Origin of the sequence: Bradyrhizobium altum (assembly GCF_020889705.1) — a bacterium.
In the GTDB taxonomy this organism is placed as follows: domain Bacteria; phylum Pseudomonadota; class Alphaproteobacteria; order Rhizobiales; family Xanthobacteraceae; genus Bradyrhizobium; species Bradyrhizobium altum.
The window spans coordinates 18122-41511 of the sequence record NZ_JACMYP010000004.1; the positions used below are offsets into that span (position 1 = coordinate 18122).

At 60.1% G+C, this 23390-nt stretch carries 24 protein-coding genes and 1 pseudogene; 20 read left to right on the forward strand and 5 right to left on the reverse strand.

The annotated features are described in order from the left end of the window. Positions 1-6: 6 nt before the first annotated feature. The 9 genes from H8B02_RS02640 (at position 7) to H8B02_RS02680 (ending at position 7944) form a co-directional block, all read left to right on the forward strand. On the forward strand, positions 7-921 hold the full coding sequence (locus tag H8B02_RS02640; protein ID WP_229164726.1) for a type II secretion system F family protein: 915 nt from the start codon (positions 7-9) through the stop codon (positions 919-921). Further along, positions 918-1826: a type II secretion system F family protein gene (locus H8B02_RS02645; protein ID WP_229164727.1), complete on the forward strand. Its 909-nt coding sequence runs from the start codon at positions 918-920 to the stop codon at positions 1824-1826. Before H8B02_RS02640 ends, H8B02_RS02645 begins: the two co-directional genes overlap by 4 nt. Before the next feature lie 96 nt (positions 1827-1922). After that, positions 1923-2486 (forward strand): methyltransferase family protein, encoded by a 564-nt coding sequence (locus tag H8B02_RS02650; RefSeq protein WP_229164728.1) that lies wholly within the window; start codon positions 1923-1925, stop codon positions 2484-2486. 27 nt (positions 2487-2513) lie between these two features. Next, positions 2514-2960, forward strand: coding sequence for a hypothetical protein (locus tag H8B02_RS02655; RefSeq protein WP_229164729.1), 447 nt, complete (start codon positions 2514-2516; stop codon positions 2958-2960). Between the two features lie 9 nt (positions 2961-2969). Beyond that, complete coding sequence (locus tag H8B02_RS02660; RefSeq protein WP_229164730.1) at positions 2970-4316, forward strand: pilus assembly protein TadG-related protein; 1347 nt, start codon at positions 2970-2972, stop codon at positions 4314-4316. Positions 4317-4339: 23 nt separating this feature from the next. Then, the gene (locus H8B02_RS02665) at positions 4340-4732 is read left to right on the forward strand and encodes a TadE family protein (RefSeq protein WP_229164731.1); all 393 of its coding nucleotides are present in this window, start codon (positions 4340-4342) and stop codon (positions 4730-4732) included. 422 nt (positions 4733-5154) lie between these two features. Beyond that, positions 5155-6813 (forward strand): type II and III secretion system protein family protein, encoded by a 1659-nt coding sequence (locus tag H8B02_RS02670; protein ID WP_229164732.1) that lies wholly within the window; start codon positions 5155-5157, stop codon positions 6811-6813. 12 nt (positions 6814-6825) lie between these two features. After that, complete coding sequence (locus tag H8B02_RS02675; RefSeq protein ID WP_229164733.1) at positions 6826-7221, forward strand: hypothetical protein; 396 nt, start codon at positions 6826-6828, stop codon at positions 7219-7221. A 186-nt stretch (positions 7222-7407) separates the two neighbouring features. Further along, positions 7408-7944 carry a tetratricopeptide repeat protein gene (locus H8B02_RS02680; RefSeq protein WP_229164734.1) on the forward strand — a complete coding sequence of 179 codons (537 nt, stop codon included), beginning with the start codon at positions 7408-7410 and terminating at the stop codon, positions 7942-7944. Positions 7945-8016: 72 nt separating this feature from the next. Here H8B02_RS02680 and H8B02_RS48365 read toward each other — a convergent pair whose 3' ends face one another. Both H8B02_RS48365 and H8B02_RS02690 read right to left on the reverse strand, forming a co-directional pair. After that, positions 8017-10206 carry a fused MFS/spermidine synthase gene (locus H8B02_RS48365; RefSeq protein WP_229164735.1) on the reverse strand — a complete coding sequence of 730 codons (2190 nt, stop codon included), beginning with the start codon at positions 10204-10206 and terminating at the stop codon, positions 8017-8019. 552 nt (positions 10207-10758) lie between these two features. Beyond that, complete coding sequence (locus H8B02_RS02690) at positions 10759-11571, reverse strand: sterol desaturase family protein (protein ID WP_212315395.1); 813 nt, start codon at positions 11569-11571, stop codon at positions 10759-10761. A gap of 567 nt (positions 11572-12138) precedes the next feature. On the opposite strand from H8B02_RS02690, the gene H8B02_RS02695 reads away from it, so the two are divergent. The 5 genes and pseudogenes from H8B02_RS02695 to H8B02_RS02715 all read left to right on the forward strand — a co-directional run bounded on the left by H8B02_RS02695 (position 12139) and on the right by H8B02_RS02715 (position 14450). Further along, complete coding sequence (locus tag H8B02_RS02695; protein WP_229164736.1) at positions 12139-12465, forward strand: DUF5658 family protein; 327 nt, start codon at positions 12139-12141, stop codon at positions 12463-12465. An 84-nt stretch (positions 12466-12549) separates the two neighbouring features. Then, positions 12550-12696: a hypothetical protein gene (locus H8B02_RS02700; RefSeq protein ID WP_229164737.1), complete on the forward strand. Its 147-nt coding sequence runs from the start codon at positions 12550-12552 to the stop codon at positions 12694-12696. Between the two features lie 2 nt (positions 12697-12698). Then, complete coding sequence (locus tag H8B02_RS02705) at positions 12699-13343, forward strand: sterol desaturase family protein (RefSeq protein ID WP_229164738.1); 645 nt, start codon at positions 12699-12701, stop codon at positions 13341-13343. 261 nt (positions 13344-13604) lie between these two features. Then, a pseudogene (gene tnpA / locus H8B02_RS02710) lies at positions 13605-14038 on the forward strand (IS200/IS605 family transposase). A 172-nt stretch (positions 14039-14210) separates the two neighbouring features. Then, positions 14211-14450 (forward strand): hypothetical protein, encoded by a 240-nt coding sequence (locus H8B02_RS02715; RefSeq protein ID WP_229164739.1) that lies wholly within the window; start codon positions 14211-14213, stop codon positions 14448-14450. A gap of 536 nt (positions 14451-14986) precedes the next feature. Here H8B02_RS02715 and H8B02_RS02720 read toward each other — a convergent pair. Together H8B02_RS02720 and H8B02_RS02725 are read right to left on the reverse strand one after the other, a co-directional pair. Continuing rightward, entirely contained in the window at positions 14987-16132 is a 1146-nt protein-coding gene (locus tag H8B02_RS02720; RefSeq protein ID WP_229164741.1) for a hypothetical protein, read from the reverse strand. Positions 16133-16376: 244 nt separating this feature from the next. Further along, the gene (locus H8B02_RS02725) at positions 16377-16643 is read right to left on the reverse strand and encodes a hypothetical protein (protein ID WP_092125468.1); all 267 of its coding nucleotides are present in this window, start codon (positions 16641-16643) and stop codon (positions 16377-16379) included. Between the two features lie 346 nt (positions 16644-16989). Here H8B02_RS02725 and dinB point away from each other — a divergent pair, with 346 nt between their 5' ends. Continuing rightward, positions 16990-18237: a DNA polymerase IV gene (dinB, locus tag H8B02_RS02730; RefSeq protein WP_229164746.1), complete on the forward strand. Its 1248-nt coding sequence runs from the start codon at positions 16990-16992 to the stop codon at positions 18235-18237. Between the two features lie 114 nt (positions 18238-18351). Further along, the gene (locus H8B02_RS02735; RefSeq protein WP_212315383.1) at positions 18352-18561 is read left to right on the forward strand and encodes a hypothetical protein; all 210 of its coding nucleotides are present in this window, start codon (positions 18352-18354) and stop codon (positions 18559-18561) included. 44 nt (positions 18562-18605) lie between these two features. On the opposite strand, the gene H8B02_RS02740 is transcribed toward H8B02_RS02735, so the two are convergent. Then, positions 18606-19412: an SGNH/GDSL hydrolase family protein gene (locus tag H8B02_RS02740; RefSeq protein ID WP_229164748.1), complete on the reverse strand. Its 807-nt coding sequence runs from the start codon at positions 19410-19412 to the stop codon at positions 18606-18608. Here H8B02_RS02740 and H8B02_RS02745 point away from each other — a divergent pair. The 4 genes from H8B02_RS02745 to H8B02_RS02760 all read left to right on the forward strand — a co-directional run bounded on the left by H8B02_RS02745 (position 19399) and on the right by H8B02_RS02760 (position 23205). After that, positions 19399-20463 (forward strand): hypothetical protein, encoded by a 1065-nt coding sequence (locus H8B02_RS02745; protein WP_229164750.1) that lies wholly within the window; start codon positions 19399-19401, stop codon positions 20461-20463. The two genes, H8B02_RS02740 and H8B02_RS02745, sit on opposite strands and share 14 nt — an antisense overlap. Before the next feature lie 405 nt (positions 20464-20868). Beyond that, complete coding sequence (locus H8B02_RS02750; RefSeq protein ID WP_229164751.1) at positions 20869-21084, forward strand: hypothetical protein; 216 nt, start codon at positions 20869-20871, stop codon at positions 21082-21084. Positions 21085-21592: 508 nt separating this feature from the next. Beyond that, entirely contained in the window at positions 21593-22381 is a 789-nt protein-coding gene (locus tag H8B02_RS02755; RefSeq protein ID WP_229164752.1) for a hypothetical protein, read from the forward strand. A gap of 611 nt (positions 22382-22992) precedes the next feature. Further along, positions 22993-23205, forward strand: coding sequence for a hypothetical protein (locus tag H8B02_RS02760; protein ID WP_229164753.1), 213 nt, complete (start codon positions 22993-22995; stop codon positions 23203-23205). The last annotated feature ends 185 nt before the right edge of the window (positions 23206-23390 follow it).

Below are 23390 nucleotides of genomic sequence, written 5' to 3' on the forward strand. Positions count from 1 at the left end.
ACGACGTTGATCATCGTTCTGGTGCTTCTGCTGGCTGCGTCGGCGAACACCCTGCGGCTCGACAAGCGCGAGAGGCGGATGGACCGCCAGCTCGAGATTGCTCTGCCGGCGGCCGAGGCGGCAACACTGGTATCGATCCGTCGCGCTGCCAAGACGTCCCGCTGGAACATGATCTATCGCTTTGCCAATTACCGCCCCGATATTGTGTACTTTCTGCGTCCGGTCTACGTGCTGCTTGCGGGGGTCATGTCAGCGGCAGCAGTCCTCTACGTCAATCAGCTGCTGAGGTTTCCTGGCCACTATGCGGCGATTGCGGCTGCGGTCGTCGCCGTCCTGGTCGTGCGCGGCCTGTTCGGATGGCAGCGACGGCTTTTCGCAAATCAACTGTTCCAGCAGCTTCCGGACGCGGTCCAGCTGGTGACGAGCACCGTCCGGTCGGGATTGCCGGTCAACGAAGCGTTTCGCACCATCGCCCGTGAGATGCCGCAACCGACATCCGGGCAGTTTGCGATCGTCTGCAGCGAATTGAATCTCGGCAGGTCGCCTGAGGAAGTCGTGGAGGAGATCTATCAGCGAACCGGGGTAGCGGAATATGCAATGTTTGCGGTGACCCTGGCGGTGCAACTGAAGACCGGCGGCAGTCTGGCGGAAACGCTGCAGACGCTCGGCGAGACGGTGGGGCAGCGGGTCGCGCTGGCGGCGCGTGCGAAGGCATTGGCGGGAGAGGTCATCTTCTCATCGCGCGCGCTGACGTTGGCGCCGCTGATCGTCGGCGGGCTGCTTTACTGGATCAATCCGCAATCGATCGATTTGCTGTTGTTCGATCCGGAAGGAAACATGCTGCTCGCCTACGCGGCGTGTTCGGTCGTGATGGGGCACTTCGTGATCCGCTGGATGATCAGAAGGGAAACGGCGCTATGACGGCTGGTCTCGGTTTAGCGGCTCTCGCCGTCGCAGCCATGGCTGCGACATTCCTGCTGATCATCCGCGAGATCCACCTCCGCGCGCTGGACACGCGTGTGTCCAACGCCGTGCTGGGCCTCCCCGACCGGTCGACCTCGTCGACGGATCTGATCGGCTGGCTTTCGGCGCTCGGCATGCGTTACCGGCGCTTCTACGGTCAGGAAAACCTTGGCGAGTTGCGGGTCATCCTGCAATCGTCAGGTTTCAACCATCATCGAGTGCTGCCGATCTGGATCGGCTTCAAGACGGTCAGCACGTTCTTGTTTCCGATCGCAGCTTTCTCCGTCGCGCAGATTCTGGGAAACCCGTTCACCGACGTGATGATCTTCACGTTCCTTGGGCTGGCACTCGGAATCATGGGCCCGCGTCTTATCCTGCTCGTCATGAAGCGTCGCTTCGATGCGGCGATCCGGCTGGGCACGCCCGATACCATCGACCTGCTCGTGGTCTGCAGCGAAGCGGGCATGGGGCTGGAGAGCGCGCTGGAACGCGTGGCGGACGAGATGAAGGAGACCAATCCCGCCATCACCCAGGTGTTGCGCGGTCTGCTTGATGATCTCCGGGTCCTGCCGAACCGCGCCGAAGCATTCGAGAGGCTTGCCTTGACGTCGGAAGGTCTGCGTCGCTTCGGCACCATGGTCAGCCAAAGCCTGCAATACGGCACGCCGTTGAGTCAGGCCTTGCGCAGCATCGCGACCGATTTGCGCCGGGAGCGCATCACCAAGCTGGAAGAGAGGGCGCACAAACTGGGCGCCAAGCTCACCGTTCCGATGGTGCTGTTTCTGCTTCCGGCAATGTTCATCATCCTGGGCGCAAGCCCGTTCCTTCACCTTATGCGTACATTCAGCAGCATCGGCAAGTAAGCCATGAGTACAAGTACAACGACTCTGTCGTCGACAAACCTGGCTTACGATCGGGTAACCCGGTTGCTGGGCAGCGCGTGGTTCCTTCTCCTGGGAATGACCGTAACAGTCAAGCTCGGCACGTCGGCCGGCGATCCCTGGCCGTCGCTGGTGTCGAGCCTTTGTCTCGCGGTGTTTTACCTGCTGCTGGCGCTGCTGGTGCTGACCCGGGCGCCGGCGAAGGCGCAGGCGGAAGGCCTGCTGCCGAGGATAGCGGCATTCGTCGGCACCTATTGGCCGTGGACCATCACGTTCTTTGCCAAGACCGAGGGGGCACTGCCGAACCTGGCCTCGACGGTTTGCGTGCTGACCGGCATGGTCATGATACTCGTCACCATCCGGCATCTCGGGCGGTCTTTCAGTGTGGTGCCGCAGGCCCGTTCGGTGGTGCAGACCGGTCCGTACCGCTGGATCAAGCACCCGCTCTATCTGTCGGAGGAGATCGTGTTCCTGGGGGTCGTGTTGCAGCATTTGAGCCTGATGACCGTGGCTCTGCTGATCCTGCACATCGGCATTCAGGTCTGCCGGATCCTCTACGAGGAAGACGTGCTTCGGCGCAATCTTCCTGAATACTCCAGCTACGAAGCATCGCGCTGGAGATTGATTCCCTACGTTTGGTGAGTGGCCATGCACAGCAGGAAAAATCGTGTGAGCCCCAAGCGTTCTCTGATCGCCGATCAACGCGGCACCGTCGCGTTCGAGATGCCGATCGTCTACCTGTTCCTGCTCATGCTGGTTCTTCTGCCGCTCTCCGATCTCGCGATCGCCGGCTACAAATATGCATCGGCGTGGGACGCGCTGCGCGCGTTCGGCCAATCCATCCAGTACTCGCCGCCATCAGATGTGACGGATACCTCGAGCTGGGCGCCGGCCGCGCTCGCCAAGGCAGATTCCCGCTACCCGATCACGAACTTCCAGGTGATTTGCGGCGACGGTGGCGCCGTGTGTGCCAGTGGCAACACGGGGTCACCAAAATACTATTCGTACAGCACGACCATCACGCTGACGCCGTACGTGTTGAGGACGGCGTTGTGCAACAGCACCAATACCAATACCTGTTCGTATACATTGCCTTACACCGAACGGTTTCAATAGGAGTGTCTCATGCGTAACGTGCTCCGTTGCCGCCGAGGATCGGCCGCATTCGCGACCGTCGTCGCGATGATCCCCATGATCGGCGTGCTCGCGCTCGGCGGCGAGGCGGGATCCTGGTACGTCACCCAGCAGCGTGCGCAGAATGCCGCCGATGCGGCCGCCTATTCGGGCGCCCTGCAACAGGCCTGCGGATCGTCCTGCACTACGACGGGTACTTTCATCACTCGCGGCAAGCAGTTCGCCGCGCAGAATACATTCTGCAATTCGGGTGACACGAACTATGTCGGCTCAAAATGTGCAACGAGCCTGCCGAACGGAATCTCGCAGAACGTTCAGATCGCTTTGCTGAATTCATGGGGCGGCACAGCCGGAACCTACGTTCAGGCCACTGTCAGCCAGACGCAGCCGACCTATCTGGCAAAAATGGTTGGGACTTCCACTGTAACGATCGGCGCAATTGCCGTCGCCAAAATTAATAGTCTGGCGGCAAATCCACCATGCGTGCTGGCTTTGTCGGGCTCTCTGAGTTTCCAAGGGAGTCCCAATATCAATGCGCAGAACTGCGGCATGTTTTCGGACAGTACGGCCAAAAACGCAATAGACTTCACGGGCGGCGGCATGACGCTCACCGGCCCGTTGTCTGCTGCGGGCGGTTGCACGGGGAGTACAACGTTCTGCAACAAGGCTTTCCTTTATCAGCAGCCGGTTAAAAACCCCTACACCGCCCTCGATGGCGCCCTCACCACGTTGTGTGGAGCGAACCCCTCTCTCCCCGCCACATGCGGTCTGACGACATGCAGTGGATCGTCGCTCGTCGCTTACAACTCGGCTAATGCATCCACCAAATGTACCAATAATAACCTCCATATTACGGGCAATACGGCCATACCTCTGTCCGGGGTATATTTCATCTCTGGTACTCTGAAAATCACAGGAACCCCCACGATCTCGGGTACGGCAACCTTCATTTTGCTGCCAGGAGCGACAATCGACAACAAGGGGAATGCGGTAATCAACATTACCGGGCCGTCGACTGTCCCAAGTGCTTCGTCGCTTCCTGCAGCCCTTCAGGCTTCCGCCAGCTTATTCCAGTACATGTCGATGTACGACGCCTCAGCGGCGGCTGTGCGATTTGGCGGAAATAGTAACATCAACCTCACAGGAACCATTTACGCGCCAAACGCGACGGTGACGTTTCAGGGTAATCCGACGATCAGCATGGGCAATGGAACAAGCTGCGGCCAGTTGATCGCTGCATCGGTCGCGTTCAATGGCAATGCTACTCTCGACAGTTCTGGTTGCCCGAGCCAAGTGCAGACGAAGAATCCGCCGCAATACGTACAGCTGGTGCAGTGATGAGGAGGCTCGATCAACGCGGCGTGGCAGCGTTGGAGTTCTGCCTGATCGCGGTGCCGCTGTTCACCTTGATCTTCGCAGTCTTTGATCTGGGGCGATACGCGGTCACACTACAGTCGCTGCGTGCGCTCGCCAATGCAGGCGCGCGGACGATCATGATCGGCTGCTACACCAACGCCGTCATCCAGAAGAATCAGCCGACCAGCTGCAGCGGCGATCCGCTGCCGACGACTGCGGCAAAGCAGGCCGTCGCGCCGTTCCTGTATTATGGCGGTCTCACGCCGACGCTGAACGTCCCGTCAACGACAAGCAGCCCGCTCGTCGTGACCGCATCTTCGCCCAGCTTCACCATGCTGATGCCAATCTGGGGCACCACGCTCAATGCGCCGAGCGTAACGACCAAGATTCCATTCTGAGGAAGCCCGATTCGTCGGGGTTGGCAGGGGGGCTTTGCTGGAGCGACAGCCGCCAGGAGGGCCTCTGCCCGTTGGGCCGGCCAGCGAGTGGTCCAGGCAAGCTACGAAAGTGGTGCATGGTGGCAACATCGGGAAATTTTATCCGGCGTTGCCACATCTTGCCGAAGCTCTTTCCTTGCAATCAAGGCGCGCAGCGGGGGATGATCCAGATGCCGCCATTTGCGGCCTGGCGCCGGGACATTGCTCGATCCAGCTGGCTAGTGACCAGCTCGAGCCTGCCAGGGAATGGAAATTCGCAAGTAACTATTTGTAATCCGACAAATTGTAAGCTCTACGGCGTGGTGCACGAAGGAGACTAGTGAGGACGCCGGGGAGCCGTAGATTTACGGATAGCTGCGACAGCAGTGGCGAAGGGGATTCGAATGAGTGGCGGTCGCGTATGGGGTAGCGCGGGACGTAACTTCCTAACCTTGGGCGTAGCCGCCCTCGGTGGCGCGCTTGCCGTGTTTAGTTCGGCCGGTCACGTGTCGGCAGCAGAGCAGCGGCGGGTCTCCTCGGGCAGCGTCTTCGTCAGCGAGATGACGGACGTCCAGCGGGTCAAGGTGACCCTCAACAAGTCACGCACCTTCAGGGTCGACTCGGCCTTTTCGACCATCGTGGCCGGCTCGCCCGACATCGTCGACGTGAAGTCGCTGAGCGATCACCTGATCTACGTCCAGGGCAAGAAGACCGGGACCACCAACGTCATCCTGTTCGACAGCTCGATGAAGCAGATCGGCATTCTCGATGTCGAGGTGACCCTCGATATCGGCAATCTGCAGCAGAACATCTCGTCAGGCACAGGTACGCGCGGCATTCGTGTCTCTGCGTCTGAAGGCCAGGTCGTGCTGAGCGGAATGGCTGCCGATGCGGTCGCCGCGGAGAAGGCGCTGGCGATCGCCAAAGGCAGCGTTCCCGAGGGGGGCATCGTCGTCAATGCGATGAGCGTTGCAGCGCCGCAGCAGGTGATGCTCGAGGTGCGCTTCCTCGAGGTCTCCCGGCAGGCGGGGCGGGACCTCGGCGTGAACCTTATGGCGGCCAACGCCAATGGGACCAATGTTGGCATTTCGGGGCAGGGCGGAGTCGTGGCCGCGGGCCGGACTCCCATTGGTGGTATCAATACCAACACTGGCCCCTTGGGCACCGGTGGGAGTGCTGTTGGTTCTCCGCCCACAGGCAGCCTTCCTGTGCTTGCTACGGCAGGCACGCTCATAGGTTCCGCCGGCGGCGTAGCTCCGCCCCCGTTCGGAAGCCTGCTGACGAGCATCTTGCGGACCAGCAACGGCAGTTCGGTCGACCTCTTGATTACGGCACTGGAAACAAAGGGACTGGCGCGCCGGCTGGCGGAGCCGAACCTGACCACGCTTTCCGGCGACGCCGCGCGCTTCCTGGCCGGCGGCGAATTTCCGGTGCCCATCCCGACGCAGTCGGCAGCCGGCTTTCCGACCGTGTCGATCGAATACAAGAAGTTCGGCGTCGAATTGGCCTTCGTCCCCACCGTGCTCTCGCGCGGTGTGATCAACCTCCGGGTCGAGCCCTCGGTCAGCGAGCTCGATTTCGCCAATGCGGTGTCGATCCAGGGCACCACCGTTCCGTCACTGACCCGCCGCGACGCGCGCACCACGGTTGAGCTGCGCGACGGCCAGAGCTTTGCCATCGCCGGCCTGCTGCAGACCCGCAACCGGCAGGACGTCTCGCAATTGCCTTGGATCGGCTCGGTGCCCGTGATTGGAACCTTGTTCAGCAGCAAGTCGTACCAGCAGGAGGAAACCGACCTGGTCATCATCGTCACGCCGCGCCTGGTTGCGCCGGCGGCGCCCGGCCAGCAACTGGCATCGCCGCTCGACTCCCGGCTGCCGGCCAACGACGTCGATTTCTTCCTCAATGGCCAGATGGAAGTTCGCAAGCGTTACGACGACTACGTCAATTCCGGCGGCGAGGTGAAGGGACCGTATGGCCACATCATCGCGCCAAATGCGGTCGTACGGCCTCCGCCACCGGCGGTCGTTGTCGACCAGCCGGTCGTGAAGACCCTGAACTAGAGGAGGCGAGTGATGACGATCAGATATCTGGCTTTGCTCGCTCCCGTTCTGCTCGGCGGCTGCTACGGCGTGTACGGGCATGACGAGATGGACCGCTACGTCCAGCGTTCCGACACCATCACGATGAGCGCCGGCAACGCCAAAGAGGTCAACGCCGCCACCCACACGATCCATCCATGGCCGGCCTATGTCGGCGATCGCAGGATCGCGTATGACGCGCGGCGCACTGGTGAGGCTGTGAAGCGCTACGGCACCACGGCACGCCCGGTCGATCAGCTGCCCGACATGGGCGATCCGACGAAGGCGATGGGCCAGGCGCCGCCGGTCACCACAATTCAGAATGTCAACACGACTGGATTGGGCGCGGGGACCGGTGGCTCGGTGGCCGTCGGGGTTGGGGGCAAGTAACCAGCTGAAGGTTCAGCCGCTCAGATGCGTCCGTCTCCTGGGACGGAGAGTTTGGAAGCAAGGCTGTGACGTTGGGTTCTGGGCGCAGGCAGTGTTCGGTCGCGCCGTCTGTTTCTCTTAGGTAGTTTCACGATGGTTTGTCTGATGACGCAGGGAAGTCGCCGAAGCTGGGGTATGGGACGAGGATTGCGGCGTCTCATTCCGGCGCTCGCCTGCTGCTGGCTTGCGGTGGGCCTCGCCGCTTGTGACTATACGACGCGGGAAGCCGCGATCGTCGCGCCGGTGGATCCGCCGGGTGGCGACCCCGTGCAGGAGCCGACCGACGTCAAATACTATCCCTCCGACGAGCCGGTGCGGCTGGGGCTGGAGCATTTCAACCGCGGCAACTACGGTATAGCGCAGCGCTATTTCAAGGACGCCGTCGAGAAATCGCCGAAGGACGTGACGGCCTGGGTCGGGCTCGCGGCGAGCTATGATCGGATCCGCCGCTTCGATCTCGCCGATCAGGCCTATGCGTCAGCGATCCGGATCGGCGGCGAGACCGTTCAGATCCTCAACGATCAGGGCTATTCCTACATGCTGCGCGGCAATCTGAGCGCGGCACGGAAGAAGTTCGAGAAGGCGTATTCGCTTGATCCCGGCAATCCGGTGATCGCCAACAACCTCGAGCTTCTCAACGGCAGCCGGAAGTTCATCGAGAGGCCGCCGAACAATCAGCCGTAGGCTGATGGCCCCGCGACTTGTGTTGACTTGCAGGTCCCGACCTCGCGGGCTCGTCGCGGACAAGGTGGTCGGTCACTGCCCGGCCCAGCGCCCGAGTTTCGCGTCGAGCACGGCGCCGAGAATGTTGGCGTAGTCATCAGTCCATGCAGCCCGCGTGCCGGGATCGAGGCGCGTCCATCCCTGCTCGGGTAGATCGCCGAGATCCCCTACATTGCGGGCAAACACAACCACGTCAGCTGGACTGCGCATGTCGTCGTCGGTCATATCAGGCGGAAACTGCGCCTTGGCAAAAACAGCGAGACCTTCGGCATTGCCGACCGCGGCTGCGGGTCCGCGCAGCGCCATGTGCCGGTTCGAGATGTGCAGAACGATGACACCGTGAGCGGAGAGGTGGGATAGATATCCAGCGAACGCCTCTCGCGTTATCAAGTGCACCGGAATCGCGTCGGAAGAGAACGCGTCGAGCACGATCAGGTCGTAGCGCTCCGCGGATGCCGCAAGAGTCAGCCGCGCATCTCCGGGCACCATGCGGATATCCGGTCCGCATTCCGACAGGAAGCGGAACAGAGCGGGGTCGCGTGCGATCCGGACCACCTGCGGATCGAGCTCGAAGAATGTCCACTCCTCGCCGTCCTGACGATGGCAAGCGAGGCTGCCGGTGCCGAGCCCAACTGCCGCTACGCGCGCCAGCCGTCCTTGCGCACGGCGAGCCGCAGCAATCGCGTCGCCTATCGGCCCGCCGAAATAATAATATGTGGTCGGTTCGGGCCGGCCGCTGAACGGCGTTCCATCCGCATTGCGCACGCGCTCGGCGCCGTGCGCGGTCGTTCCATGCAACAGGATACGATATTGCCCGGAGTGGTCCTCGACCACGCGATGCACGCCGAAGAAGCTGCGGACTTGCTCGATGGGGGCGAACAGGGGATCGAGCCTGGCAATCGCGAAGGCGAGCACCGCAAGGCCGAAGAACCTGGCTGGTTGCCGACGTACCAGCACCATCGCGCCGGCCAGCAGAATGATCCCGATGTCGATCGGCCGCGCGGCGCTGGCCGGAATGCGAACGTGCAGCCAAACCATGCCGAGGGTCAGGGCGGCCAATGCCAGACCGGGGCCACTCTGTCGCAACATCCGGCGCGGCCCGCCGTCGAATGCGCCGGGCATCGCCAGCAGCGCAGCCAGCACCAGGATGGGATACTCGGCGACACCGTTAAATATGTGCGGCGCGATCAACCCGGCGAAGATTCCGCCAATCATGCCGCCGAACGAGGTCCATAGGTAGAATTCCGTCAGGCGCGCCGGCTCCGGCCGGCGGCGATAGAGTTCGCCATGACAAGCGAGTGCGATCACCAGGAAGCTCGCGAGATGCATCACCAGCAGGACGCCAAGATACGGACGCGCCACGATCGACGCGGTTGCGACGAACGCCACAGCAGCAAACGGCACCAGCTTCAGCACGCTCGTGTGCGCCACCCAGGCACGCTCGCGGAAGATCGCCACGAAGGTCAGAAGGTAGAGTGACAGCGGTACGACCCAGAGGAATGGCGCTGGCGTCAGGTCGACCGAGATCGCTGCCGTGACGGCGATCACGAGGCCCGCCGGGATCGCGGCCAGCATGGTCCACATCGCCCGTTCAGTGGCCGTGGTGGCGGTGGCGGTTCCTTGGTTGATCGAACGCTTGCCCGCGCCGGCGACGATGATCGCCGCGGCGACGATCAGCAACGTCAAAAGAAAGTAGCCGAGCGACCACATCTGAATCTGTGTCCGCAACGTCAACAGCGGTTCGACAACAAATGGATAGGTCATGAGCGCGACGAACGAGCCCAAATTAGACGCTGCATACAGAAGGTAGGGATTGGCAGCCTGCGGATGACCGCTCACCGCGAACCAGTTTTGCAGCAGCGGAGCGGTCGCGGCGAGCGCGACGAACGGCAACCCGATCGAGGCGGCGAACAATGCCAGTAGCCAAAGTTCGAGCCCTTGCTGTGGCGCTGTTTCGAAGCCTTGAGCGATGCCGACCGGCAATGTCGCGGCGGCAATTACCAGCAGCGCCAGATGAACGAGAGCCGATGGTCCCGGCGACAACGTGCGGCTGAGCAAATGGGCGTAGGCGTAGCCCAGAAGCAGCGCCGACTGGAAGAAGACCATTGCAACGGACCAGATGGCTGCGGCACCGCCAAGCCGAGGTAGCACCATCTTGGCGAACATCGGTTCGATCGCAAACAGCAACAGCGCGGAGAGGAACAGCGCCGCTGGATAGATCACGGGCGCAAAACGCAGCGCAGGTGCGGATATCGTTCGCAGGTTTGCCTGACCATCAAAATGCATGGTGTTTCTGAATTGTGACGCGGCACGCGGTGCCAAATTAGCGAGTAAAAATCGCTGGTATCGAAAATTGAAAAGGCAACGAAATCGCCGGGATGGTTAATTCATCCTCGAAGGAAAACACGTTCAAGATAGCATCATCGCGTGGATTCAGGAAATGCTAGAGCTTCGGTTCTGATTGAATCAGTGGCTCTAGATTCTTGTTTTGACGCGTTTTCTTCACGCGAACCGGCGGCCACTTCGCTCGAAAACGCTCTGGCCGCCGGGCGTGTCGAGCCGGCCAAAGTCCTGTGGCGGGAAGCTAGTTCGGCATCAGCACTGCGCCGATGCGGCCGCTGTTTCGCTTGCGGACAGACGCGTCAGGGTCGCGCGGCCCGAAGCCCGCCTCAGAGAAAATTCACGAAGCCTGGAGAGCTCGAGCACATGCTCCGGCGACAGCACGTCGGGGACGAGGGGAGGCTGCGACGGTGCGACCTGCCGCCGAGGTGGCGCCTATCGTCCCGTCGTCGCCGCTTCATTCTTGGACGCTCGATGCCGCAGATGTCGGATTGGCCAGATCACACTATTGACGACGTCCACTTGTTCGGCAGGCACGAGGCCCGTTGCGGGATACTCGTCAGGCTTCGGCACATACGCCGTGCCGAACAGAATGTCCCAGAGCGGAAAGAAGGCGGCAAAGTTCTTGTCCCGATGCTCGATCCGGACCGAGTGATGGATCCGATGCCATTGCGGGTTGTTGATCCAGGTCACAAACCGGCCGAGCGGGATGCGCACGTTCAGATGCGCACAAGCGTCGGGAATAAAGAAGATAAACGCCGCCGCGATTGCCATGTCTGGCGGGACCCGAAGCAAGATCGCCAGGATTGGAAGAAAGGCGTCAGCCAGCACTCGCTCGAGCCAATAATGTCTGGCGCCGGTGATGAACGTAACGGAGTTCGCGCTGTGATGGAACGAATGCATCGACCAAAGGAACGGGATGGCGTGCTGGAGACGATGGAATGTGTATTTGTAGAGATCCATCGCCACTACAACGAACGCAAGAGAGGCGTACCACCAGTAACCTTCGGTCGGTAACACAATCCAGCCGACGCCGGTGTAGCTAGCTATCTTGCCTGCAATGATCGCTGCGATCGGAGCGAGCAAACTTGCTAATCCGACGCTCACAATCACCGCGAACCAGTCATCACGAAACTCGGAGTAGGGGACGTCCGCAATGGGCCACCTTGTCTCCAAGATGCGACTGCCGTAGATGACACCTAGAAACAGCGCCGCTAGAAAAACGGCGTTTGCGATCTCACTCGACATGAAGAATGACTCGTCGATTCAATGTCGTCTTGGGTCGGTAGGCAGCCCCTTCGGCTTTGCCAGCGGAAATCCAATTGCCAATAAAAGAACGAACAAAAGATAGAAGGCATCCGTCTTCCGGATGCTGAAACACTCATATTTCCTTAAACCTTGAGGGAGTGCAAGCCGTGATTTTTGCGGGATTTCCTGCGCGTTTTTGACCTCATCCTGTTTGGTACACGAAGGGGATGCGCGACGCGCAGCCTTCATCCAATCTGCAGGAAACCTGAATCACCGACGTTAACCATGCCTGTTTGACTGCTGTTCACAGCGACGAGCCTGCAGGAAGACAAGCTTGAAATTGGTCCGATTGTTCCTATTTTGTTCCATCTTGCCTCAGCCACGCAATCGGTCCGCCAAACCGGCCCTTTGGGGCGGGGACAATCTCGAGGGGCGCCATTCAAGCCACCCAGCCCTTGAGCGCATCAGCCGAAGCTTGGGAAAATATAAAGCTCTTTGGCTTAGGCATCCTCCAATTGCGTCCTCGCCGATTCTTTCAACTCCGCGATTGCTTCAGGATCCATTGAAATGACCAAGCCAGGCATCTTCAGCATCGAAGGCCTAAAAGTGAATCGGGTCAAAGCGCTCCTGTTGCTGTCCTGCTTGTTGCTGGGTTGCGCCGACCTCGTGACGACGAATGTGATCCTGGATCTTGGAATGGGCGAACTGAACCCGTTCATGAGGTTGGCGCAGAGCTGGCTCGGCGCGTGGTGGCTTATTCCCAAGCTGAGTCTAACGCTTCTCGTGACGTGGCTGCTTTGGCGCAGCAAGAACCTCTACAACGTGGCCCTCGTCGTGGCCTTCTGCTCTACGCCCGTACTGAACAACCTACTCCTCATCGCCGGCACGAACTGAACCCAGCACTTCGCCGATTGGAGCACAATTGGCGAATTGGGAGGCAAGTGGTAGACTGCCGCCATTTCCGAGGCGGCCATTTGCATGGATGAGCTATTTGGATTGAGCGAGTTTTTGCTGACCCTTTTGATCTTCGTTCCGGTCGAGCGATTGTTTGCTGCGAGGCCACAGAAACTTTTCAGACGTGGCGTGCTGACCGATATGGCCTTCCAGTTTGTCAACGGGTGCTGATCATGGTCGGCGTGATCGTTATCGTCACGGTGGCCATTCTGGTCAATCAATCGATGCCGTCGGCACTGAAGCAGGCGATCGCCGGTCTTCCCTATCTGGTGCAAGTGGTCCTCGTGATCTTGATCGGGGATCTCGGGGTCTACTGGACCCACCGCATCCTTCATGCCGTGCCCGCCATGTGGCAGATCCATGCCGTTCATCACGCTGTTGAAGAACTGGACTGGCTCGCTGCCGTTCATCAGCATCCGCTTGATGTGATATTCATGAAGGCCGGCTCGCTGTTTCCGCTCTTTGTGCTTGGCTTCTCCACGGAAGCGATCGGGACTTACTTCCTCGTCTACTACTGGCAGGCCTATCTCGTTCACGCCAACGTACGCTTGAACTACGGCCCGCTGCGCTACCTCATGGTATCGCCGGAATTTCATCATTGGCACCACAGCAGCGAGAAGGAAGCCAGGGACAAGAACTTTGCCGGGATGATCTCGTTCTACGATTGGCTGTTTGGAAGCGTCTATCTTCCGAAGGGGCAGAGGCCGAAGACGTTTGGCGTCGATAATCCGATGCCTCAAGTTACCCGGCTCTTCTGGCCTACCCGTTTGTCGCATGGGCATCGAAGCACAAACGCGATGCCGAGCCGTGCGAGATAACGAAACCGCTTCCAACTGAGTCCGGCCATTAGCATTTGAAATCGTATGGCACGATGATCGCAAGTTGCGGGAGGGCCCATCTCCCATAACGACAAGTGCGCGCAATTGCGAGCAGCTTTGGCGCCAAAGCGCTAGTCTAGCCTACCAAGGGAGGCCCCCCGGCTCTGCCGGGAGGCAGCAGAAGTTTGACATTTAAGGCAGTCGTCCATCGATGAAACTACCGACTCGTGAGCCACCACGCACACGAGAAGGAGTTTCACGATGGACGATTACGCGAGCCTAAGCCACAGCAAGTGGGACTGCAAATACCATGTGGTGTTCATTCCCAAGTGCCGCAGAAAGACGTTGTACGGCGAGCTGAGGCAGCATCTCGGGGAGGTCTTCCGCAGATTGGCGATGCAGAAGGAGAGCCGGGTCGAGGAGGGGCATCTGATGCCCGACCATGTTCACATGATGATATCGATCCCGCCGAAATACGCGGTTTCGCAGGTGATCGGGTACATCAAAGGCAAGAGCGCCATCCATCTGGCCCGTGTCTACGGGGAGCGGAAGCGCAACTTCATAGGGCAGTACTTCTGGGCTCGGGGATACTTCGTCTCGACCGTTGGTCGAGACGAAGCGGTGATCAGAGAATATACATCAGGAACCAGGAGACCGAAGATGCTCGCCTCGATCAACTCAATATGTGGCGCTAAGGCCGCCTTCAGGCGGCCAACAAAAATCGGGGACGCATTAGCGTCCCCACGGCCGCTTTGAGCGGCCCAATTCCTAAAGCCCCCGGCTTTGCCGGGGGATACTTACCTCAAGCGTCTGAAGGAACGTCCGGCCGTCGAATCGATGCCGCGGAAGACGCATCCGGGAGCCGCCATGGCCGGCGCTGCCGCTGGTTTGCAAGCGACGTGTCACCTCGACGCAGACAAGTATTATGCGGACCCGAAGCACAAGGAGAAGTCGTCCAAAGATTTTGAAGCGGCAGGCTTTGGGCCGCATGCGATCGAGGGAGAGGCGTTCATCCTTTCCCTTCCGTCGTTGGCAACACTCGAGAGCATGATCGCGTCAAAGGAAAAGCGCCTACGCAATATTTCCACCGACCTGGAGGCTAGGTAATTGACACGCGCCAAAAACCGTTCCTCAAGCTGATCGGGATGGAACTTGGCCACGCAAAACAGATCGAGGCGAACCGGCGCAACGCGCCTAAGAGCACGGGGCCCCGTACAAAGAAGGCAAAGCGCGTTCACGAATGAACGCTATTCGCCACGGATTGGCATCTACAAGGGAGAATTTTGTTCTCGCAACTCAGGAGCTAAATCCAAGCTTGGAATGCGGAGGCGCTGTTGCCACCTCGTATGCTAGGCTGCATCAAATTGACGTCGCGCGAAAGAAAATTCTTGCTGAAATTGAATGTTCGCTGCGCCAAGCCGAACCTCATGCCGTAAATGCTGCCATTAGGAAGCTTGGTGCCGTCGAATGGTACGAGCGTCGTGCGTACACGTGGCTAAAAAAGGAGACCAGCTAAGCGGAGCGCATCACCGAGCAAAATTTGGCAGAACGAACCCAATTTACGAGGGTACCTTAACAATCCTCGAATTTTATCTCGCCGGCCGCGGCTGTCGAGTAACTTGAAGATTGCGGTGCGGGATGATCTAGTTCGCAGTGAGCACTGCATCGACGCGGCGGCTGTTTCGTGTGCTGATGATGATGGCGCCGTTGCGGGTCGCAAACCTCGCACCGACGAGGCGCGGAACCTTCGCCGTCAACGGTGATGGCAGCGGGATCATTCCGCCGGTGATGGGATCGCCGACATTGATCATCGTTGCATCTGCGCCGGCCGAAGGGGCAGCCTTGATGTACTCCCTTATGATCTGAATCTCCTCGCGCGAGAGGTTGAGCGCAGCCTGTTCGCTCCCGGCGTCAGCGGCCTTCTTGTCCGCCTCAAGCTTGTCTTGCGCTTCGTCCTGCTGGGCGGCTTCGCGTTTCGCGGCGTCCTGTTCGAGTCGTACGAGACGTTCCCTCAGCGGGATCAGCTCGCGCCGCAGCGTGGCGTTGTCCGACTTCAGCGAGGTGATCTGGCCGAGTGCAATCGCTGCGGCAACGCACGCAACAACCGAGATCAGGCTGAGGCATGCAACGGCAAGCCCCGGCACTCCGACGCCCCTGGCCGTTTTCCGATCCGGCACGTCGCCCTTCGAGCGCCGCCGCCGCGCCCGGGCAACTCCCGGGATGCCGGTGCCGAGGAGTTTCACAAGGTGCGAGAGCCGGGAAACGTTTCGGTCCGGCTCGTGAATGGAGCCAAATGCCGGCTCGGGGATGATCGGCGCGCGCGCGGGTGGGTCGGGTGCTGCCATTGCGCGGCTTGTGCCCAAGGTCGTGCGATCGGCAAGGCCTTCTTCCATCACGCGAGAGACTTGCCGATCAATCGCGTCGGACCGTTCGGCAACGGCATCGCTGATCGCATCGCGTGGGTCGGCAGCAACGGTTTCCACGGGCTCCGCTTGCCGTTCGCCGGGCTCCTGCTCGTTGAGGTTCTCCTCGCCGAGCTCCTGCTCGCTGAGTTCCTGTTCGACGCGGGATGCTTCAAGCGAGCGCCATAGCACCAGGCCGGAGTCCGTGATCTGCAGCCCGGCCTCATTGATCGAGGCCCATCCGGATTGGAAGACGTCGGCGTCGCCAAGCTCTGACGATCGCTTCAGCTTCGTGGCTGCATCGCCCGCGGCGATCATCCGCTTGACTTCGCGGCTGACCTCTTCAAGCGGAATCCGTTGCTCGGGTCTTGCGGCCAGCACGCTCAAGATCGCCAGATTGAACCTCATGTGGCGCCTCTCGATGCCCCGGCAACCGGTCGTGCAGCCGCTTCGCTCCCGTTCCGGCGATGTGCGAACCGCAGACGAGGCCGAAGCGGGTCAATCATGCCGGCGCGGACGTCCGTCACTCGGAGAGCCAGGCAAGTGTAGCGGCTCCCTCAGAGGCAAACAATGTGCCTTCCGGCGCACGCCTGCGAACGAGACGCGTCGGGATCACGTCCGCTGAAGCGCCTCAGAGGAACTCGCGAAGCCTGGAGAGCTCGATCACGTGCTCGGGCGACAGCACATCCGGCACCAGGGGAGGCTGCGACGTGGTCCGGATCTCGTAGAGATGCCGGGTCTTCTCGGGCTTGCCCATGAAGTCCCGGATGCATTGGTCGAGCGTTCCGTTGACGATCATATAGGGCGCGCGATCCTCTCGCCTGGAGTTGCCGAGAGAAGGCCATTTGTAAAGGGAGGCCGCGGCCTGGAAGTCCACCTGATGAGAGTGGTCGGTCATGCCTTGATCTCTACCCGAAAAAGCCTGTTCGTCAAACAACGCCGGCTCATGAGCGAGCTGGCGCAGCGGGACGCGAGAGCCGCGCGTAATCGCGCTCGTCCTCGGCAGAGAACGCCCGTGGACGTCGAGCGACCTGCCAACTGCCTCGCTGTGATTCCTTCGACGGCAACCGGCAGCCCGCATCGATGCTTGGCACGACAGCGCGCCCAACGTTCGCTGGCAGACCGCCAGCGCCCGCGGCCATTCCTGGTCGACCGGAATTGAGTTTGTTCTTGTTTTGTTCTAGTGTTTATTGTAGCGTCCAAGGACGAGCAGTTTTGGTCAGGTCAGGGATGAACGGGTTGAGATGGCAGCCGCAGCCACCATCCTTCACGCGGACCTGGATGCGTTTTACGCGTCGGTCGAGCAACTGCTTGAGCCGTCGCTGCGAGGCAGGCCGATCGCCGTCGGAGGCGGGGTTGTGCTTGCTGCGTCCTATGAGGCCAAGGCCTTCGGGGTGTACGGCGGCATGTCGGGACGGGAAGCCCGCCGGCTCTGCCCGCAACTGATTTTCGTCGGCGGCCACTTCAGCGATTGCCAAAGGCTGGGTGACGCAGCCATCAAGGTGATCGGCGACTTCACGCCGCTCGTCGAGCGCATTTCGATCGACGAGGCGTTTGCCGACGTTGCAGGCTGCACGCATCTGTTCGGAACGCCCGCCGAAATAGCCGCGGCGATCCGGCGGCGCGTGCGCACTGAGCTCGGCCTTGCGATCTCGGTGGGCGTCGCCCGCACCAAGCATCTGGCGAAGATCGCCTCGCAGGTCGCAAAGCCCGATGGACTTGTCGTCGTCGATCCTGACGCCGAGCTCGGATTCCTGCACGAACTGCCGGTTGAATTGATGTGGGGAGTAGGGCCGGTCACCAAGACACGGCTGGACGCGATCGGCGTCTCGACGATCGGTCAACTCGCCAAATTGTCGGAGCGGTCGCTGACGCGGCTGCTCGGTCCGGCGGCGGGCGAGAAACTCGCCGCGCTGGCGTGGAATCGCGATCCGCGACAACTCACGCCGCATCGGCGCGCGCGATCGGCAGGAGCACAATCGGCGCTTGGCCGAAAGCCCGCGATCGAGCAGGTCATTCGGCCGACGCTGCTTCATCTCGCCGACCGCGTCGCCACGCGGCTTCGGGCGAAATCCCGGCCCGGACGAACCGTGACGGTGCGCGTTCGGTTCGCCGACCTGAAATCGGTGACGCGCTCGATGACGCTCGATGCGCCCGTGTGCACGACGGTGATCCTCGCCAGCCTCGCCGAGAAGCTGGTGCGCGCCACGCTTGCTGACCACCCAAGCGAGAAAATCATTTCGTTGCTGGCAATCTCGGTGTCACATCTCGAGGAGCATTGGGATCTTGCGCTCGAGCTCCCGCTCGGACTGGCCGATCAAGCGCTTCGCCCTGGAAGTCCGATCGGGATGGCCCGCTGGGCCGCGGACTGTGCCATCGACAAGGTCCGCGATCGTTTTGGCTGGGATGCGATCGGATACGGTTCGGCAGCGCTGGAGGTCGTTCGTTCGGTGCCCGACGATTTCCGCAAGCTGGCCGAGAAGGAGCTCTAGAGCTTCGCCGATTCACCGGCTTGTCATTGCATTAAGAAAACGCAATCCGGAATCGCGGGCTTGTGAGTGGTGGCGTGGCGCGCCCGGTCTATCCTGAGCACGCGGAGGATAGCCATGAAATTCAGCTCCGAACTGATCCAGACGATGCGCGACGCGCTGGAGACGGTGATGGCAAGCGTGCCGGCCGATCAATCCGTGTTCGGTCTCAAGGCGGCCGTTGCAGAATGCATCTTGCGGGCGGCGGCGCACGGCCAGACGTCGTTCGACGGGCTCGTGGCATCGGCATCCGATCAGCTGCAATCGATCATCTCGATGCTGAGCTAGCAGACCAGGTCGCACCTCAGCGTCATTGATGGCTCCCGCGCAGCTTACGATGAACCAATGCCTTGTTTTGCGATCCTGGTCAGGGCTTCGTATCCGGATGGCGTCAGGTGCAGGAGATCGCTCTTGTAATTGGCACACGGCGTTGTTCGTCCGCATGCGATGTCGGAGGCGTCGATCGTTCTGATTCCGAGTTCCCGGCTTCTTCTGCTGAGCTCGGCATTGACAGATCCGATATTCTCGGCCGCCCCCTTCATCTGGTCGCCTCGCGGGAGAATCTGGATGGAGAAAATCTTGCTGTTCGGCCAAAGCGACCTGATCTCCTCAAACAGCTTTTGGTAGGATTCCATCACTCCGCACGGCTTATCGAGATAGATGTTGTTGGTCCCGACCAGCACGATGATGGACTTCGGCTTGATTTTTCGCAGCCGCTCGCGTTCGTGTTCGATGAACCAGAGCGTGTTCTGAATCCTGTCGCGTCCGACGCCGAGGTTGGCCACCGGTCCGGCGCCGAGCGAGGCTGATAGTTCCCTGGGCCACGCCTCAACCAGCGAGTCACCAAGCAAGACCGTCGAGACATCGCCGGACAGGCCCGACACATTTCTCTCATATTTGCGCAAGGCATCGGCATTGTCCGGCATCGCGGCGGTTACGGCGAATTGCGTATCGGTTTTGTCGCATGCAGCTCGCGAGCTTTGCGCGCGTCCCGCCGATGGTAGACAGAACGCTGCGACAATTGATAACGTCGCCGCGACATAGACGATTGACGCGGTGTTGCGGGGTTCTCCATCGTGCGTTTTCGATGTCATTGCGCGGTTCCATCTGAGGGCAGTCAATCTGATGTCGCTGAGCATTTCGATCCTGGGACAGTCAAACAGCATCCTGAAGGCAGGCTTTTTCCAGAAATTTCTGGACGCCGATGACACAATTGAAGTGAAATCGGCAGGAAGGATCGGTGCATCTCCCTCCTTGCTCGGTCCGTACTTCGCCCAGGGCGACTTCTTCAAAGGCTCGGAGTTTTGCATTGTCGATACATGCGTGATCGATTTTTCGCTGCTTTCCGCCAATGCGATCGATTACTACGATGTTGTGAGGTGGGTCGAGTGGATTGGGCATTCCGCCAAACGCGCCAATTGCGAGCCGGTTTTTGTCTGCATACCGGTGAGCGACATCAACGCATCAAGAACGATCATCTCCGCCTGTATTTCCGTCTGCCAGAAGCAGGACTGGTACTATCTTGATGTCAGGGATGTCATTGCCGCGGTCGTCAAGTCCAAGAACGTAGACGCGAAGGAACTCTATGCAGACGGCAGTCATCCAGCCGAGTTCTTGTCGGGCGTGATAGCGACGCACCTTGGCAATTTCTTGACTAAGATAAGGACGGCCAAGACTGCAAAGTGCAAACGCACGTTTGCATTCACGGCTTACGAACGCGTGCCGCTCAAAGATCAAATTGCGGGCACACCGGTCGAGTATTCGTCGAGGCTGATCGCGTTTTCGGGCGTCCGACTGGAACGCGGCGAGACGTACCCGATCCACATCGGGTCGGATTCATCCATCCGCGGCCTCATGGTGAATTCGGCAGCCTGCAAGAGTGTGCTGTCGATCGAGGGAGACAGAACCTTCTACAAGAACTTGCGTCTCAAACCCTATCACCCGACAAACTTCGAGGCGCGGCTCATTCCAATCTGCAGGCCAATTCGAGACCATCAGGGAATGGTCAGGCTGTCCCTGACAAACCAGAATGTCTCCATGAGCGATGTGACACTTCATAGCTCGAAGGAGGAGAATGACGAAGGCTTCATTGAAGTTGCCGATCTCGTCGTCGAGCGAGGATACGACCTGGTGACCTACACGACCACGCGGCCCGCCGATCCGGATTCCATCAAATGGGTGCCTGATTGACAGGGCGGTTTGATGAGTCGGTCGACCGAGTGACGTTGGTTGAGAAGGTATCGGCTCCCCAATTGGCGTGCACCATGCGTCCGCCGGGAGGCTCGTTGGCGTAGCAACTGGTCGATCTGAAACGAGCTTCCTTACTGGTCCGCCATCCGCGACCTGCATACTCTCGTAATATTCCGCGCTTCAACCGATTGATGACTTGCCGCTCTGTTAGACGCCCGCCTCGAAAGTCGATGGATAAGTCAGCCCGCGCTTTGGCTGACAATGTCCCTCCGCTGTAAAATCACCCCGATTCGAAGGGGTGATTCATATGACATTCCAAGCCGTCCACCTTGGCGATGACGTTAGGTTGATGGCCTACACGTTCGAGGCCGCAAGCGCCGGTCGTCGGCGCGTCCGGTGGCGGCAATGATGTCAGGCTATTGGGAATTCCGCTCCAAGGGCGGCACGTTTCGCATCGTGCCACTGAACGGGCGATTTCACTTCTTCTTCGAAGAGGAGGATTTTGGATCCTATCACTCGGCAGTGGCCGCGCTCGGTCTCCTCGGAGGTTATTCCCATTATCCATCGGCCCGCGGCCTACCGTTTGAAGTCCCCGAATGGACGTTCATTAGGGTCGGCTGAAGATGGTTATGGCCACGCGCCTCTCAGCTATTTGCTTGCGCAGTGTGTTTGACGAGCAGCGATCCCGCTAGGAAACGACCACGACAGTCGCGTGCCGGCGGAGCCTGGCACCGGTGCGGCGGGCTCCCTAGCCTAGGACGATCGGCAGACATCGCGTCCGAACTGGTTCGGGAACGATTTCCCGTAGAATAGCGGCACCGGGCCCTAAGACGTTCCATTGTGTTGCTAGGGCGCGAGCGGTAGTTTGCCCGAGACAGTTCGTGGCCTGGCATGGAAACCTTGCCAGGGAGGGTTTCCAGCCGGGGGCACTGACCGAGGCAGCAAGCCGTTCAGCGTCGGACTAATGCCCTTGCAGTCCGAGCGAGCTCAAGCGCGTCGAGCCGCTTCCCTGCTCGACTAGGCTGCGGTACGCTACCCGCTTTCCCATTTGCGCACTCGAATGGACCGTTCAGTCGGCCATTGGTTCTGCTCTCGGTCGGATTGCATTTTGTTTGTTGCGGAGCACCAAATGGACTCCACGCGGGATAACAAGGTTGCGGAAGGGCGGCTCACGAGCTTGGAGGAGCAGCTTTCGGATTTCGCGCGTGAAGCGGGAGTCAGTCCGTTGAGTCCAACGACCAGCACGAAAGTGCCTCGAACGTTGCGAGCAATGATTCATCGATTGGAAGATTGGCGCTATCCGGCCGCCTCCATCGGCTTTGTTGTGCTGGCATCCATTGTTGGGGGTACTTGGTGGTGGTCCTCCGTTGGTACGGCGGTCGTATCCCCCTCAAACCCCACACCTCTGACACAAGCCCGGCCGAAAGACATTGCACCGACTGCCGTCGTACCTTCCCCGGATATTGCACAACAGCTCCAACCGATGGCGCGTGATCTCGCCTCCCTAAGGCAAGCGGTCGAACAACTACAACTGAGGCAAGAACAGCTGGCCCGCGACAATGAAAGCGTGACAAGCCAACTCAAGGCGAGTCAGGTGGAAATAGCACGCAACAACGATGTCATCGGCCAGATCAAGGCTGCCCAGATTCAGATGGCGCAGGACAGCAAGACGATGACCGAGCGGCTCAACGCAAGCCAGGAACAACTGGCCAGTCTGATCGCCAACGCTTCGGCGCCAAAGGCAGAGCCTGACGAGCCTAAGCCGTCGTCAGAAAAACCAAAGGTAACCTCCGAAATGCCAGTGCCGCGTCCGCGGCCGCCGACCAATGTCACCCAGACGCACAAGCGGGCGCCGAATGCGGCGCGCCCGCAAGCCAACAAGCCGCAACCGTCGGCATGGCCGTGGTCAGCGCGCTAATCTGCGAATCCACCTTCATGACAGGCAGTAACGGATAGGCCGCTGGCGCTGGGACGGCGGCCTCTTGAACCTGACCTCAAGGAATGACTTGGAATCGGCGGCGGTCGGTGAGCGACATCTCGCCCAGCGCGCGAAGCGATGCGGGACGATGTAGCGGCCTCCAGAACACGCCGCGCAATCGGATGGCTCGGCTAACCCGCAGCCTTTGCTCTGATCATGTCGCGCGCATGGCGCATCGCGAGCTCTCTTGGTCCGCATCGAGGGCTGCCTTCGCAAAGTCGAAGAGACGGCTCCATACGAGCGAAGAGAGGCTTCGTCACCCGCGCGATACCTCGGACTAGCGAGTGACATCAAGCGGAACCCGCTGAGTGGAAGGCCGAGCTGTGACAACTGTCTGGCTCTGCGCCATGCAAGGCGCAACGTCGGAGATCAACTACCTCAGGGTCATTGCCATACCACACGCGCGGCATGGCTCCGCGGAAACGGGGGTGTATCGGCATAGGCCTTGCAGTCTAGGCGATGCTGCGAATTTCAGTGTCCCGGTTTAGGAATAGACCGTCCCCGGCTGTGTATTTTTGAGATCGGCGGACTGAATTGATTGGGAGGCATCGTTGAACTTCACCGCGCCTGAGCAGGCTAGATTCCTCGTTCGGAAAGGAAGCACCGACTGGATGGTTTATGATCGAGAACTCAAGGGGCCTGCGCAACTCGAAAAAGGTGGCCGCTTTGCCGAGAAGCTGACGAAGGAGCAGGCCGAACGCATAAAGCAGGCTTTGACCAACGCTCTACCGGCAACTGCGGGCAATGCTCGGGTTTGGCCGTGATCGACTGCATCGCGAAGTATCGGCGAAACAGACCGCGAACAAATGACGCCTGTGTTACCTAGTAAGATATATGAACAGAATGAGACATTGGGGAACGAGGCGGGGCAAAATGGCGACACCTTCGTGGAACAAAGTTAGGCCCTTGCGGAATTCGACTGCGATTGCTGAGCGTTAAGGACCACCAT